Below are 14,379 nucleotides of genomic sequence, written 5' to 3'. Positions count from 1 at the left end.
GCACACGCAGTGGCAAGCGTAGAGGCCAACGAACGCCGCGAAGGGCCGCCCCGAGCAAGTTCAGCCCCCTCGGGGGGGCAGAGAGCTACACGAAGTGAGCGAACGTGGGGGCCATCCAACGCGCCAGACAGATAATCGGGCCTGCCAGCCACCTGCTGGCACAACCCATAGCCGAGCAATAACAGAAACAGGAACAGGAGAACTTCATGGGCATGATGCAGGAATTCAAGGAATTTGCCGTCAAGGGCAATGTCATCGACCTGGCCGTCGGCGTGATCATCGGCGGCGCGTTCGGCAAGATCGTCGACTCGGTCGTCGGCGACCTGATCATGCCCGTCGTCGGCGCCGTCTTCGGCAAACTTGATTTTTCCAGCCTGTTTGTGGTGCTGGGCGCGGTGCCCCCGGGCACGGCGACCACACTGGATGCGCTGAAAAAAGCCGGCGTGCCGGTCTTTGCCTATGGCAGCTTCATTACCGTCGCCGTCAACTTCACGATCCTGGCCTTCGTCATCTTCCTGATGATCAAGCAGATCAATCGCCTCAAGCGCGCCCAGCCCGCGCCAGCGCCAGCCCCCGCGCCCGAAGACGTGCTGCTGCTGCGGGAAATTCGAGACAGCCTGAAAAAATAAGCCCGCCCGCGCTAATTTGCTATCAATTTAATAGTTGCTCGCGGATGCTTTGCTTGGGTTGAGCCGCTTTTGACGCTTAACCCGCGAGCTGGCGCGCCATGCGGATGGCCGCGATCAGGCTGGCGGGATCGGCCTGCCCGGTGCCCGCAATGTCAAATGCCGTGCCGTGGTCCGGGCTGGTGCGCACCAGCGACAAGCCCAGCGTGACATTGACGCCCTGCTCCACCCCCAGGTATTTCACCGGAATCAGGCCCTGGTCGTGGTACATCGCCACCACCACGTCAAACTCGCCGGGCTTGCCCGGCGCGTTGCGGGCCCGCATGAAGACGGTGTCAGGCGAGAAGGGGCCGCTCACATCCAGGCCCTGGTCGCGGGCTGCGGCGATGGCCGGCCCAATGATGGTCTGCTCTTCACGGCCAAACAGGCCGCCCTCCCCCGCGTGCGGGTTCAGGCCCGCCACGGCGATGCGGGGCGGGCGCCCCAGGCCGGCCCCCACCGCCGCATGCGTGATGCGCAGGGTTTGCAGCACGTTGTCCAGGGTCACGGCCTCGATGGCCTCACGCAAGGACAGGTGAATGCTGACCAGCACGGTTTTGAGCTCGTCATTGGCCAGCATCATGCGCACGGGAAGGTCTTTGAGCTCTTTGCCCAGAAACGCGGCCGCCTCGGCCTGCAGCAGCTCGGTATGCCCGGGAAAGCCGGCATAGGCCGTCGCCGCCAGCGCTTCCTTGTGGATAGGCGCGGTCACCAAGGCCGCGGCCTCGCCGGCCAGCACCGCGCGGGCCGCCCAGACGATGCAGTCGGCCGCGGCCTTGCCGGCCAAAGCATTGACCTGCCCATAAGGAACGGGCGTTGGCAGCTCACATTTTTGTAGCACACCGATGCAGCGTGGAGGCAGCGTCGGCCAGTCGGCCAGCGCATCGAGCCAGGCCACGGCCAGGGGCATGGGTGCGCCCGTCAAGCCCGCCGCCCGGCGCAGCGTGGCGACATCCCCCACCACCACACAGCCGGCCAGCTCGGCCGGCGCATCGCGGAAGGCCTTGGCGATGATCTCCGGGCCGATGCCGGCGGGGTCGCCCATGGTGATGAGTAAGGGCTTGCGGTTCATTGGGTAACCTCCGCGCTATGCGCTGCGGTATTCGCCTTGGGAGCGGCCCGGCGGCTCATTGGGCAACCTCCGCGCTACGCGCTGCGGTATTCGCCTTGGGAGCGGCCCGGCGGCTCATGGCTTCTTCAGGCTTTTCAGGTGGCTTCAAGTGTCAGGCCGGGTTGTCAATATCAATGAACTCGTGCGCCAGCCCGAACTGCGCGGCCACATGGGCCGCCACCGCGGGCGCACCGTAGCGCTCGGACGCGTGGTGGCCGCAGGCGATGAAAGCCACGCCCATCTCGCGGGCGTAGTGCGCCTGGGGCTCGGAAATCTCGCCGGTGATGAAAGCGTCGGCCCCGGCGGCAATCGCCGCCTCGAAGTAGCCCTGCGCCCCGCCGGTGCACCACGCTATGTTTTTAATAGCTGCCGGCGCCCCACCCACCAGGACCACAGGCCGATTCAATGCCTGCCTGATGGCTGCGGCGAGGGCTTCGGCGCTGTCGAACTGGCCGCCGTCCCGGCGTCCCCCCAGAAAGCCCAGCTCGTTGCCGCCAAAGCGCCGGTCGGCTTGCAGGCCCAGTTGGCGCCCCAGTTGCGCGTTATTGCCCAGCTCGGGGTGCGCATCCAGCGGCAGGTGGTAGGCGAAAAGATTGATGTCGTGCGCCAGCAGAAGGGCCAGGCGCTGCTTCATCCAGCCGACGATCGGGCCATTGTTCCTGCCATCCTGGCCGCGCCAGAACAGGCCGTGGTGCACAAAAATGGCGTCAGCCTGCGCGGCAATGGCGGCCTCGATCAGCGCCAGACTGGCCGTCACGCCCGAGACGATTTTGCGAATGTCGGCTTTGCCTTCAACCTGCAGGCCGTTGGGGCCATAGTCCTTGAAGCGCTCCGGTTGCAGCAACTGGTCAAAGGCGGCAAGCAACTGGCTGCGGGGTATTGCCGGCCCCGGGTCGGCCGGGCTCATGGCAAGCCCCAGGGCGTTCGCCCGGCAGTTGCCCGCTGATGGCTGTCAAAAGAAAAGGGAAAGCGGCAGGTTTTCATGGTGGTGCTGCAAATTATCGCCTCCCTGGGAGCCTGTCGGACTTGGGTTTCGATAACCATGCTTGGTCATCGCCTGGCGCTTTCTGGGCGAAAATCCCATCTGTCGGCTGTCGGCCTGTTGGCCCTGTTGGGAATGGCCCAGGCGCCCCCAACTACCCGCTTATTCCGTTTTATCCGCACTCACTGCACACCATGCGCAAATTCTGGCTCCTGTTTTCCCAAGCCGTCACGGTTTTTCTCGCCGCCTATTTTGTGGTGGCCACGCTCAAGCCCCAGTGGCTGAACCAGCGGCCGTCGCTGAACGCCGTCTCCGTGCTGGAAGCGCCTGCCAGCGGCTCGCCCAAAACCGGCCCGGTGGGCAGTTTCAGCGCCGCCGCCAAGGTCGCCTCGGCTGCGGTGGTCAGCATCATCACCAGCAAGGCGGCGGCCAACCACCCTTATGCCGACGATCCCTGGTTCAAGTTTTTCTTTGGCGACCAGGCCGGCCGCAGCGAGCCCCAAGTGGGACTGGGCAGCGGCGTCATCGTGAGCCCCAGCGGCTACATCCTGACCAACAACCACGTGGTCGAGAGCGCGGACGACATCGAGGTCGTTCTCAACGACAGCCGCAGGGCCAGGGCCAAAATCATTGGCACCGATCCCGACACCGACCTGGCCATCCTCAAGATCGACCTCGACAAGCTGCCCATCATCGTGCTGGGCAACTCCGACGCGCTGCAGGTGGGCGACCCGGTGCTGGCCATTGGCAACCCGTTTGGCGTGGGCCAGACCGTCACGGGCGGCATCGTGAGCGCGCTGGGCCGCAACCAGCTGGGCATCAACACCTTTGAAAACTTCATCCAGACCGACGCGGCCATCAACCCCGGCAACTCGGGCGGCGCGCTGGTTGACACCCAGGGCAACCTGCTGGGCATCAACACCGCGATCTACTCGCGCTCGGGCGGCTCCATGGGCATCGGCTTTGCCATTCCCGTCTCGACTGCCAGACAGGTGCTGGAGGGCATCGTCAAGGACGGCCAGGTCACGCGCGGCTGGATTGGCGTGGAGCCGCAGGACCTCAACCCCGAGCTGGCCGAGACCTTCAACATCAAGGCCAAAAATGGCGTGATCATCACCGGCGTGCTGCAAAACGGCCCGGCCGCCCAGGCGGGCATCCGGCCCGGCGACGTGATTGTGGCCGTGGACGGCAAATCGGTCGCCAATGTCACCGAGCTGCTCGGCGCCGTGGCAGCCCTCAAGCCCGGCGTGGCCGCGCCCATGACCGTGCTGCGCAAGGACAGCAAGACCGAGATTGCCGTGACGCCGGGCAAGCGCCAGCGGCCCAGGCTCCCGCGCTGAAAAGCGCCTGCATCAATCCGCTATTGATTCAATAGCTGCCTACGCAGTATCAACAAGGGCTTAAGCCTGGCTTGGCTTAAAAAAACAGGTCAAGGCTTGGCCGCCGTCGTGTCGGCGTCTGCCTCGGCATCCGGCGCCTGGGTGTGTTTGATGAACACCTGCGCGGCCAGGATGCCGATCTCGTACAGCAGGCACATGGGAATGGCCAGCGCCAGCTGCGACACCACATCGGGCGGCGTGACGATGGCGGCGATCACAAAGGCCAGCACCACGAAGTAGCCGCGGAAGTCCTTGAGTTTCTGGATGCTCACAATGTTCATGCGGGCCAGCACGATCACCGCAATCGGCACTTCAAACGCCATGCCAAAGGCCAGAAACATGCCCAGGACAAAGCTCAGGTAGGCCTCGATGTCTGGCGCGGCCGTGATGGACTTGGGCGCAAAGCTCTGGATGAACTTGAACACCTGGCCGAACACGAAAAAGTAGCAAAACGCGACGCCGACAAAAAACAGCACGGTGCTCGACACCACCAGCGGCATCACCAGTTTTTTCTCGTGCGAGTACAGGCCGGGCGCCACAAAGGCCCACAGCTGGTAGAGCACCACGGGCAGTGCGATCAGGAAGGCGGCCATCAGCAAAATCTTCAGCGGCACCAGAAACGGCGAGATCACCGAGGTGGCGATCAGGGTGGCGCCTTTGGGCAAGTTGGCCACCAGGGGCGCGGCCAGCAGGTCGTACAGCGCACCCGGCCCCGGAAAAACCGCCAGCACGGCCGCGGCAATTGCCACGGCAATGACGACCTTGATCAGCCGGTCGCGCAGCTCCATGAGGTGCTGCACAAAAGGCTGCTCGGTACCGGCGAGTTCGTCTTCTTTGTTTTGCGGGTCGGACATTGGGCTTTTAGCGGGAATCTGGCTTGCGTTCGCCCTGAGCTTGTCAAAGGGCCTGGATGGCATGCGGGGGCTTCGACAAGCTCAGCCCGAACGGACTGGAAGCCCCGGTATCGTCAATTGAATTTGGCGGGACGATAGCGGGCGACACGGGCCGCACCGGACAGCGCCTTGGTGCGCACGCCCGCACGGACCTTGTACCACTGCGGTGTGGCGCCTGCTTTGAGCCGCCAGTTCTTTTTGGGGTGCTTGTACTCGGGAAAGCTCTCCATGCCGGGCAGCTCCGCGCTGCCGGTGGTTTCAGCCCATGATTTTTCAAAATCGCTGGCGCTGGTCTGGATCGAGTTTTCAACGTCGCGGGCGGCGCCTTCAACCGTGTCCTTCATCTTCTTGAGCTCGTCGAGCTCCATGGAGCGGTTGACTTCCTGCTTCACGTCGGCCACATAGCGCTGCGCCTTGCCCAGCAAGGTGCCGACAGTACGCGCCACGCGCGGCAGCTTTTCCGGGCCGATCACGATCAGCGCCACGGCGCCGATCAGGGCCATTTTGGAGATGCCGAGGTCAATCATGAAGCATTAAGACAGGAGTTGTTCTATACCAGCAGGGGCCGCGGAACCGGCTTTGCCGGGCCGCAAGCGCAGCGGCCCCCTCGGGGGGCAGCGCAGTACGCGAAAGCGACAAGCGTGGGGGCCATTCAGGATTTCTGCTTGGCTTCCACGTCGATCGTGGTTTTGTCAGCCTGAGCGGCGTTGGTCACCTGGCCTGCCACAGGCGTGGTCTTGTCGTCAGCGGCGGCCTGGCCGCCTTCTTTCATGCCGTCCTTGAAGCCCTTGACGGCGCCACCGAGGTCGCTGCCGATGTTTTTGAGCTTTTTGGTGCCAAACACCAACACCACGACCAACAACACAATCAGCCAGTGCCAAATGGAAAGTCCACCCATAAATTACTCCTAGGAAATCTGACAATTTTAAGTCTGTCCGTGTATTTGACCAGACTCAATAAAACCTTACTTGGATCCAAACCACGCGCTCAAACGGCCGACAGCCTGCAACAGGCCACCTGACAGCATTAATGTAGGCGTATTTTCGACTTGGCCCGCCCGGCAGGCAGCAACACTGCACTAGCCTTTAGCCCTTGAGCCACGGCCGGGGGCCGCCAATCACATGCAGGTGCAGGTGGTGCACTTCCTGGCCGCCTTCCGCGCCGGTATTGACCACCACCCGGTGCCCGCCCCCGGGATAGGGCCGGCAGCCCTCCTGCAGCGCCAGCTTGGGCGCCAGCACCATCATACGGCCCAGCAGCGCGGCATGCTCGGGGCCGACCTGCGCCAGCGACGGAATGTGCAGCTTGGGCACCATCAGGAAGTGCACCGGCGCCCAGGGGTGGATGTCGTGGAAAACGAGAATTTCATCGTCTTCATACACCTTGCTCGAGGGAATTTTTCCCTCGATGATCTTGCAGAAAATGCAGGCGGGATCAGTGCTCATGTCGGTCCGTGTCAAGGTCGTAAAGGGTCAGTCAGTCAGTCAGGATCGGGTCGCCGTTGGTAAACCGCAGCCAGCCCCTGAGGCAGCGGTACAGGTACCACAGGCCAATGATGGTGTAGGCCAGCACGCCCGGCAGGAACAGCAGCAGCCACAGCGGCGACGCGACCGCCAGCCACAGGATGGTCCACCAGAAGGTGCGGATCATGTAGTTGTGGTGCGACAGGTAGATCGCATCGTGCTCCTCGCCGCGCTTGATGTAGTTGACGATGAGCGCAATCACGGCCAGCATGCCCATGCTCATCCAGGCGACCGTGTGCAGGCCATACAGCACGTGCATCACGGTGCGGTCACTGCTGTTTTTCACGTCAAATTCGGCCAGGTCAGTTTCACTCATGGTTGCTTGGTCTCCACTTGGTCTCCGTTATCCGGGTCGATGGCCCGGGTTTATTTTTCAGCCGCTGCGCGCGTCTGGGCCTTGCGCAGCGCTTTTTCCTCGATGCCGCTGGTGCCCTCGCGGCGCTCCAGCTCGGCCATCACGTCAGCCGGGCTCAGGCCGTAATGCGCCAGCGCAATCAGGCTGTGAAACCATAAATCGGCGATTTCGCCGACCAGTTTGGCCTTGTCACCACCGTGGTCCACGTCTTTGGCGGCCATGACGGTTTCCGTGGCTTCCTCGCCAATTTTCTTCAAGAACGCGTCCGGGCCCTGGTGCAGCAGGCGCGCCACATAGCTTTTGGCCGGATCGCCGCCGTTGGCCGGTTTGCGGCTTTCAATGATTTGCGCCAGGCGCAGCAGGGAGTCGTTGGAGGACATGGGTTTATTTGTTGTAGATGCGGGCCGGGTCTTTCAGGACCGGTTCGGTCACGATCCACTGGCCGTCTTTGTAAAGGTGGAAAAAACAGCTGTGGCGGCCGGTGTGGCAGGCGATGCCGGGCTCATGGCCGAGCTGCGTGACCTTGAGCAAAATCACGTCGTTGTCGCAATCGAGCCGGATTTCATGCACGGTTTGCAGGTGGCCGGACTCTTCGCCCTTGTGCCACAGGCGTCCGCGTGAGCGGCTGTAGTAGACGGCCTGGCCCAGCTCGGCGGTTTTCTGCAGCGCTTCGCGGTTCATCCAGGCAAACATGAGCACATCCCCGCTGGAGGCCTCCTGCGCAATGACCGGGATCAAACCCTGGTCGTCCCAACTGATCTCGTCTAGCCAATTCATGCTTGTATTGTCCCCTGAAAATGGGCCCCCACGGTCGCCCACTGCGTGTGGCTTCCTGCCCCCCGAGGGGGCCGCTGCGCCTGCGGCCCGGCTAAGCCGGTTCCGCGGCCCCTGCTGGCGTGCGGAGCCGCCCTGCGCTGCGCACGGGCCTCCACACTTTTCATATCTCCGCTCGCCCTGAGCCTGTCGAAGGGTCATCCTGAGGTATCGAAGGAAGGGCGCCTCGGAGAAACACTATCAATTCAGGAGCTGCTTGCGCCCATTATTCAAGGGCTGGAGGCCGAAAACGCTTGAAATTGGGACTCAGAGGCGCACGGGAATGCCGCGCGCGGCCATGTGCTGCTTGGCCTGCTGCACTGTGTACTCGCCATAGTGGAAGATGCTGGCCGCCAGCACCGCGTCTGCCCCGCCCAGCTGGATGCCATCGGCCAGGTGATCGAGGTTGCCGACGCCGCCCGACGCGATCACAGGCACGCTGACCGCGTCGCTCACGGCGCGGGTCAGCGCCAGGTCAAAACCCGATTTGGTGCCGTCGCGGTCCATGCTGGTCAGCAAGATCTCGCCGGCGCCGCGCCGCGCCATCTCGGTGGCCCAGGCCACGGCGTCCAGGCCGGTGTTTTTGCGCCCGCCGTGGCTGTACACATCCCAACCCGGGCCGACGGGCACGCCAGCGGGCGTCAGCCGCCTGGCGTCGTCGTCGGAGCGGCATTTGGCATCAATCGCCACCACAATGCACTGCGCGCCGTACTTGGCCGAGGCGTCTTCAATCACCTGCGGGTTGGCCAGCGCGGCCGAGTTGAAGCTGGTTTTGTCGGCGCCGGCGTTGAGCAGGCGGCGCACATCCTCCACCGTGCGCACACCGCCGCCCACCGTCAGGGGAATGAACACCTGCGAGGCCACCGCTTCGATGATGTGAAGAATCAGGTCGCGCCCGTCGCTGGTCGCGGTGATGTCCAGAAAGGTCAGCTCGTCGGCGCCCTGCTCGTTGTAGCGCGCGGCAATCTCCACCGGATCGCCGGCGTCGCGCAGTTGGGTAAAGTTGACGCCTTTGACCACGCGGCCGCCGGTCACATCAAGGCAAGGGATGATTCTTTTAGCTAGCAAAGTGTAGGAGTGGAAAGAGTTTTAAACCGAGGCCACAGTGGAACCGGCTTCGCCGGGCCACCAGTGGCGCCCCCTCGGGGGGAGGCGGCCAAAGGCCGCTTCGGGGGGTTACCCATTTAATTCGTCAGCGCGCGCCTGCGCTGCCGCAAAATCGAGATCGCCGCTGTAAATCGAGCGGCCGCAGATCACGCCCTCCACGCCGTCGTCCTCGACCGCGCACAGCGCGTCGATGTCCGCCATGTTCGACAGTCCGCCCGAGGCAATCACGGGGATGGTCAGGGCCTGCGCCAGCTTGACGGTGGCTTCGATGTTGATGCCCGAGAGCATGCCGTCGCGGCCGATGTCGGTGTAGATGATGGATTCGACGCCGTAGTCCTGGAACTTCTTGCCCAGATCGATGACTTCGTGGCCGGTGAGCTTGCTCCAGCCGTCCGTGGCGACCTTGCCATCCTTGGCATCCAGGCCGACGATGATGTGGCCGCCAAACGCGGTGCAGGCGTCCTGCAGGAAGCCGGGGTTCTTGACCGCGGCCGTGCCGATGATCACGTAGCGCAGGCCGGCGTCCAGGTAGCGCTCTATGGTGTCGAGGTCGCGAATGCCGCCGCCGAGTTGCACATCGATCTCGCCGCCGACCTCGGTCAGGATTTTCCTGATGGCGGCCTCGTTCCTGGGCTTGCCGGCAAACGCACCGTTCAAATCCACCAGGTGCAGGCGGCGTGCGCCCTTGTCCACCCAGCTGCGCGCCATGGCTGCCGGGTCTTCACTGAAAATTGTGGATTGATCCATGTCGCCCTGTTTGAGGCGCACGCAATGGCCGTCTTTCAAGTCAATCGCAGGGATGAGTAGCATGTTGCAGTGGGGAAAAAGCAGTGGATGGAAGAAGGGGAAAGGATAAAGGGGCGAAGGCAGTTAGCGTGCAGTTGTCAGGCCAGGCAAGCCATGCCATGCCATGCCATGCCAGTCGCGGCAGCCATCATGGCGTCATGGGTTCCAGTGCAGAAAGTTGCGGTACAGGGCCAGGCCATGGTCGGCGCTTTTTTCGGGGTGGAATTGCGTTGCAAAAATATTATCGCGTGCAATGGCCGCGGTAAAGCGCCCGCCGTAATCGGCAAAGCCCGCAGTGTGGCGCGCATCCGACGGACGGGCGTAAAAGCTGTGCACGAAGTAAAAGTAGGCGCCATCGGGCACGCCGGCCCAGATCGGGTGCGGCTTTGAGTCATCCGCCAGCGCCTGGTAAACCTGGTTCCAACCCATCTGCGGCACCTTGTAGCGGCTGCCGTCCGGCTGGAGTTGCCCGGCCAGCTCAAACTTGACGACCTCGCCGGCAATCAGCCCCAGCCCGGGCGTGCTCGCCCCCGCCACGCCTTCGTGGCTGCGGTCGAGCAGCATCTGCATGCCCACGCACACGCCAAACAGGGGCTTGTGGGCGGCCGCATGCAGCACCGCCTCCTGCAGACCCGAGGCGGCCAGCTCGCGCATGCAGTCGGGCATGGCGCCCTGGCCGGGCAGCACGACGCGGTCGGCATCGAACACATCCTGCGCGCGCGAGGTGACCAGCACCTCAAAGCCGCTGTCCTGCGCCACATGCGCGACCGCCTGCGAGACCGAGCGCAGATTGCCCGAGCCGTAATCGACCACCGCGACTTTTTTAAGGATTGCCATCTGAGTGACTATTTGCTACAAATTTAATAGCTACTTGCGCACATGCAACAAGGGTGAAGGGGCAAAACATGCTCAAGCTTGGGTCATGAGGCCGCGGCGCGGCTCACAGCGAGCCCTTGGTCGATGGAATCACGCCGCCCATGCGGGGATCGATTTCCAGCGCCATGCGCAGCGCGCGGGCAAAGGCCTTGAACACCGTCTCGCACTGGTGGTGCGCATTGACGCCCTTGAGGTTGTCGATGTGCAGCGTCACAAAGGCATGGTTGGCAAAGCCCTGGAAAAACTCGTAGGTGAGCTGGCTGTCAAAGGTGCCTATCATGCCGCTGGTAAACGGCACGTGCATCTCCAGGCCGGGCCGGCCGGAGAAGTCGACCACCACGCGCGAGAGGGCTTCGTCGAGCGGCACATAGGCATGGCCGTAGCGGCGCAGGCCTTTTTTGTCGCCCACGGCCTTGGCCACCGCCTGCCCCAGCGTGATACCCACGTCTTCCACCGTGTGGTGGCCGTCGATGTGCAGGTCGCCCTGGCAGTCGATCTCCAGGTCAATCAGGCCGTGGCGCGCAATCTGGTCCAGCATGTGGTCAAAAAAACCGATGCCCGTGGCCAGCTTGGCCTGGCCCGTGCCGTCGAGGTTGACCTTGACGGTGATCCTGGTCTCGGCGGTGTTGCGCGAGACCTGGGCGGTGCGGGGGGCCGGAAAGGCCGAAGCGGCCGGGGTGGGGGTCGTCATAGTGATTCTTTAAGGGCAGCCAGCATTTGCACGTTCTCGCTTGCCGTGCCTATGGTCACGCGCAAACAATTGGCGAGCAATGGATACATTTTAGAAACGTTTTTGACCAGCACCTTGCGCGATTTCATGCCCTCAAAGGTTTTGGTGGCTCTGTCACCCTCGCCCAGCACGCGCACCAGGATCATGTTGGCGTCGCTTTTCCAGGCCTTGACGCCGGGTAGCGCCTTCAGCGCTTCAAAAACAATAGCACGCTGCGCCCGCAAATCCTGGGCCTGAGCCGCAAACACCTCCTGGTGGGCGAGCGCAAACAGGGCGCACTCGTAGTTGAGCACGCTGATGTTGTAGGGCGGGCGCACCTTGTCGATCTCGGCAATCAGGGCCTTGGGGCCCATCATGTAGCCGATGCGCACGCCGGCCAGGCCGAATTTGCTCATGGTGCGCATCAAAAGCACATGCTCGTGCCGGGTGATGCGGTCGATGTAGCTTTTGCTGGAAAACGGCTGGTAGGCCTCGTCCATGACCACTAGGCCGCCCTGCGCGCCCACGGCTTCGATGATTTTCTCGATCACCGCGTCGTCCCACAGGTTGGCGGTGGGGTTGTTGGGGTAGGCCAGGTAGGTGATGGACGGCCGGTGTTCAGCAATGGCGGCCAGCATGGCGGCCTCGTCAAGCTCAAAATCTGGCGTCAGAGGCACGCCGATGAATTTCAGGCCCTGCAACTGCGCGCTGATGCCGTACATCACAAAACCCGGCAGGGGCGCGAGGATGGCGGCCGGTTTGTCATGACTTGCTGCGCTCGGTGGCACGTCGCAGGCCATGGCCAGCAGCGAGATCAGCTCGTCCGAGCCATTGCCCAGCATGATGTCAAAGCCCTCGGGCATGCCCGCATGGGCCGCCAGCGCGCGGCGCAGGTCGTTGACACGGCCATCGGGGTAGCGGTTCAGCGCCAGCGCGCCCAGCCGTTCACCCAGCTGGGCCTGCAGCTCGGCCGGCAGGCGGTGCGGGTTCTCCATGGCGTCGAGCTTGAGCATGCCGGCGGAGTCCTGGATGGCGTAGGCATGCATGGACTGGATGTCCTGGCGGATCCGTTGTTTGAGGTTCGGGGCCAATGTTGATTCAGGCAGGGTCATTTGAATTGCTCCAGCAGCTCGATGCTGGCCTTGAAAGGATTGATCACCTGAACGCCGCCATAGTGCTGCTCATGCTTCAGGTCTTCGCTCAGCAGGTAGCGGCAGCCCAGGTGCTGGGCCGCCGCGACGACAAGGCTGTCCCGGTAGTGCAGGCCATAGCGGCTTTCCACCGCCCAGGCGGATTCGACGGTGGCGTGGTCGGTTTGCCAGGGCTGCCAGAGTTCGTAGCGGCGCACTTCGGCACGGGCATCGCCCGGGGGCATGGGCGGCTTGATCTTGCGGGTGGCCAGCAGGTAAAACTCATTGAGCACCTGCCTGCTGATGCGGCCAATCCCGCGCTGCCACAGCAAGGTCAGCCAGGCCAAAGCGGCCTTTTGCTTGGCCGGGTCAGCGCCGTCTTCGCTGTGGATCAGAATGTTGGCGTCCACAAAAACGCCCGTAGCAGCATCGCTCATGCGCCGCGCTCATCAAGATCGACGCGCTTCGGATAGGGCTGCCCGTCGGACACCCAAAGCCGTTCCTTGTTTTGCCAGTCATGCATGGCGCGCTGGTAGGCGTCCGTTCGCTGCATCTTCTCGGCCAGCATCTCCCCCACCAGCCGCGACACGCTGGTGTTGCGCCTGGCCGCTTCAATGCGCGTCCATTCCAGGGCGGCATCATCCACGGTGATGGTGACGTTTTTCATAGACTGAATATTACACGAAAATCGTGCAACACGAAATTCGTGTTAATTTTTAGCCGCTACTTCAGCCGCATCTCTGCCGCCCGCGCATGCGCCTGCAGGCCTTCGCCGTAGGCCAGTTCGGCGGCAATCTTGCCGAGCGTCTGCGCACCAGCTTCACTGACCTCGATCAGGCTGGAGCGCTTTTGAAAGTCGTAGACGCCCAGCGGACTGGAAAAGCGCGCCGTACCGCTGGTGGGCAACACATGGTTGGGGCCGGCGCAGTAGTCGCCCAGCGATTCGCTGGTATAGGCGCCCAGGAAGATCGCACCAGCGTGCCTGAGCAAGGGCTCCCAGCGGTGCGGCTCAGCGCTGGAGACCTCCAGATGCTCGGGCGCAATGCGGTTGCTGATGGCGCAGGCTTCTTCCATGCTGCGCGTGTGGATCAGCGCCCCCCGGCCATTGAGTGACTTGGCGATGATCTCGGCGCGCGGCATGGTGGGCAGCAGGCGGTTGATGGCTTCCAGCACGGCGTCGATGTAGGCCGCATCAGGGCATAGCAAAATGCTTTGCGCCAGCTCGTCGTGCTCGGCCTGGCTGAACAAGTCCATGGCCACCCAGTCGGCCGGCGTGCTGCCATCGGCCAGCACCAGAATCTCGGAGGGGCCGGCGATCATGTCGATGCCCACGGCGCCAAAAACACGCTTCTTGGCGCTGGCCACATAGGCGTTGCCGGGGCCGGTGATCTTGTCGACCTTGGGCACGGTCTGTGTGCCGTAGGCCAGTGCGGCCACGGCCTGCGCGCCGCCAATGGTGAAAGCGCGGCTGACGCCAGCCACATAGGCGGCGGCCAGTACCAGGGCGTTCTTCTCCCCTTTCGGTGTAGGCACGACCATGATGATTTCACCGACACCGGCCACATGCGCCGGAATGGCGTTCATCAGCACCGACGAAGGATAAGCTGCCTTGCCACCGGGTACATAGATGCCGACGCGGTCCAGCGGCGTGACCTTCTGACCCAGCAGCGTGCCATCGGCATCGCGGTAGCTCCAGCTCTCGCCATTGGCTTTTTTCTGGGCCTCGTGGTAGCTGCGCACGCGGCTGGCGGCGGCTTGCAAGGCATCGCGCTGGGCCGACGGGATCGCATCAAAAGCGGCTTTGAGCTCTGCCTGCGTGAGTTCAAGCTCACGCATCGCGCCGGCCGCCAGGCCGTCAAAGCGTTGCGTGTACGCCAGCACGGCGGCGTCGCCACGCTGCTGCACGTCGGCCAGAATCTCCGCCACGCGCTGCTCAATGGCGGCATCGGTATCGGCCGACCAGTGCAGGCGCGCCTTGAACTCAGCCTCAAATGTGGCTGTAGTCGTTGAAAGACGGGCGGGAGAAGCTATCAAATTCATAGCAAATTCA

The 14,379-nt window shown here is 63.3% G+C and carries 19 protein-coding genes; 2 read left to right on the top strand and 17 right to left on the bottom strand.

What is annotated here, in order from left to right; genetic code table 11:
• Window positions 1-206 precede the first annotated feature (206 nt).
• A complete protein-coding gene (gene mscL, locus V6M61_RS02895; RefSeq protein ID WP_332775057.1) occupies window positions 207-629 on the top strand; it encodes a large conductance mechanosensitive channel protein MscL in 423 nt (140 codons plus the stop codon).
• Between the two features lie 76 nt (window positions 630-705).
• Here the strand turns inward: mscL and pdxA are convergent, their stop codons facing one another.
• Window positions 706-1,737 carry a 4-hydroxythreonine-4-phosphate dehydrogenase PdxA gene (pdxA, locus tag V6M61_RS02890; protein ID WP_332775056.1) on the bottom strand — a complete coding sequence of 344 codons (1,032 nt, stop codon included), beginning with the start codon at window positions 1,735-1,737 and terminating at the stop codon, window positions 706-708.
• A gap of 151 nt (window positions 1,738-1,888) precedes the next feature.
• Complete coding sequence (locus V6M61_RS02885; RefSeq protein WP_332775055.1) at window positions 1,889-2,683, bottom strand: Nif3-like dinuclear metal center hexameric protein; 795 nt, start codon at window positions 2,681-2,683, stop codon at window positions 1,889-1,891.
• Window positions 2,684-2,952: 269 nt separating this feature from the next.
• Here V6M61_RS02885 and V6M61_RS02880 point away from each other — a divergent pair, with 269 nt between their 5' ends.
• On the top strand, window positions 2,953-4,098 hold the full coding sequence (locus V6M61_RS02880; protein WP_332775054.1) for a S1C family serine protease: 1,146 nt from the start codon (window positions 2,953-2,955) through the stop codon (window positions 4,096-4,098).
• Between the two features lie 89 nt (window positions 4,099-4,187).
• On the opposite strand, the gene tatC is transcribed toward V6M61_RS02880, so the two are convergent.
• From tatC to hisD, 15 genes are all read right to left on the bottom strand, one after another.
• Window positions 4,188-4,991 (bottom strand): twin-arginine translocase subunit TatC, encoded by an 804-nt coding sequence (gene tatC / locus V6M61_RS02875; protein ID WP_332775053.1) that lies wholly within the window; start codon window positions 4,989-4,991, stop codon window positions 4,188-4,190.
• Between the two features lie 113 nt (window positions 4,992-5,104).
• Window positions 5,105-5,557, bottom strand: coding sequence for a Sec-independent protein translocase protein TatB (tatB, locus tag V6M61_RS02870; protein ID WP_332775052.1), 453 nt, complete (start codon window positions 5,555-5,557; stop codon window positions 5,105-5,107).
• Window positions 5,558-5,682: 125 nt separating this feature from the next.
• Window positions 5,683-5,928, bottom strand: coding sequence for a Sec-independent protein translocase subunit TatA (gene tatA / locus V6M61_RS02865; RefSeq protein WP_332775051.1), 246 nt, complete (start codon window positions 5,926-5,928; stop codon window positions 5,683-5,685).
• 187 nt (window positions 5,929-6,115) lie between these two features.
• Window positions 6,116-6,475 (bottom strand): histidine triad nucleotide-binding protein, encoded by a 360-nt coding sequence (locus tag V6M61_RS02860; protein WP_332775050.1) that lies wholly within the window; start codon window positions 6,473-6,475, stop codon window positions 6,116-6,118.
• Window positions 6,476-6,506: 31 nt separating this feature from the next.
• A complete protein-coding gene (locus V6M61_RS02855) occupies window positions 6,507-6,869 on the bottom strand; it encodes a DUF4870 family protein (RefSeq protein WP_332775049.1) in 363 nt (120 codons plus the stop codon).
• Between the two features lie 50 nt (window positions 6,870-6,919).
• Window positions 6,920-7,288, bottom strand: a complete 369-nt coding sequence (locus V6M61_RS02850; protein ID WP_332775048.1) for a phosphoribosyl-ATP diphosphatase — start codon at window positions 7,286-7,288, stop codon at window positions 6,920-6,922.
• Window positions 7,289-7,292: 4 nt separating this feature from the next.
• Entirely contained in the window at window positions 7,293-7,685 is a 393-nt protein-coding gene (gene hisI, locus V6M61_RS02845; RefSeq protein ID WP_332775047.1) for a phosphoribosyl-AMP cyclohydrolase, read from the bottom strand.
• Between the two features lie 303 nt (window positions 7,686-7,988).
• Entirely contained in the window at window positions 7,989-8,789 is an 801-nt protein-coding gene (gene hisF / locus V6M61_RS02840) for an imidazole glycerol phosphate synthase subunit HisF (protein ID WP_332775046.1), read from the bottom strand.
• A gap of 108 nt (window positions 8,790-8,897) precedes the next feature.
• Window positions 8,898-9,638 (bottom strand): 1-(5-phosphoribosyl)-5-[(5-phosphoribosylamino)methylideneamino]imidazole-4-carboxamide isomerase, encoded by a 741-nt coding sequence (gene hisA, locus V6M61_RS02835; RefSeq protein ID WP_332775045.1) that lies wholly within the window; start codon window positions 9,636-9,638, stop codon window positions 8,898-8,900.
• A gap of 132 nt (window positions 9,639-9,770) precedes the next feature.
• The gene (gene hisH / locus V6M61_RS02830) at window positions 9,771-10,451 is read right to left on the bottom strand and encodes an imidazole glycerol phosphate synthase subunit HisH (protein WP_332775044.1); all 681 of its coding nucleotides are present in this window, start codon (window positions 10,449-10,451) and stop codon (window positions 9,771-9,773) included.
• Window positions 10,452-10,554: 103 nt separating this feature from the next.
• Entirely contained in the window at window positions 10,555-11,181 is a 627-nt protein-coding gene (gene hisB / locus V6M61_RS02825; RefSeq protein ID WP_332775043.1) for an imidazoleglycerol-phosphate dehydratase HisB, read from the bottom strand.
• A complete protein-coding gene (gene hisC, locus V6M61_RS02820; protein ID WP_332775042.1) occupies window positions 11,178-12,311 on the bottom strand; it encodes a histidinol-phosphate transaminase in 1,134 nt (377 codons plus the stop codon). Before hisC ends, hisB begins: the two co-directional genes overlap by 4 nt.
• On the bottom strand, window positions 12,308-12,766 hold the full coding sequence (locus V6M61_RS02815; protein WP_332775041.1) for a PIN domain-containing protein: 459 nt from the start codon (window positions 12,764-12,766) through the stop codon (window positions 12,308-12,310). Before V6M61_RS02815 ends, hisC begins: the two co-directional genes overlap by 4 nt.
• Window positions 12,763-12,996: a CopG family transcriptional regulator gene (locus V6M61_RS02810; protein WP_332775040.1), complete on the bottom strand. Its 234-nt coding sequence runs from the start codon at window positions 12,994-12,996 to the stop codon at window positions 12,763-12,765. The genes V6M61_RS02815 and V6M61_RS02810 overlap by 4 nt, the downstream gene beginning before the upstream one ends.
• Window positions 12,997-13,052: 56 nt before the next feature.
• Window positions 13,053-14,369 carry a histidinol dehydrogenase gene (gene hisD, locus V6M61_RS02805; protein ID WP_332775039.1) on the bottom strand — a complete coding sequence of 439 codons (1,317 nt, stop codon included), beginning with the start codon at window positions 14,367-14,369 and terminating at the stop codon, window positions 13,053-13,055.
• Window positions 14,370-14,379 lie beyond the last annotated feature (10 nt).

The sequence above is a fragment of the Polaromonas sp. genome (assembly GCF_036676035.1).
GTDB lineage: Bacteria > Pseudomonadota > Gammaproteobacteria > Burkholderiales > Burkholderiaceae_C > Polaromonas.
The sequence above is the reverse complement of the archived record's forward strand: the minus strand, read 5'-3'. Positions and strand labels throughout refer to the sequence as shown.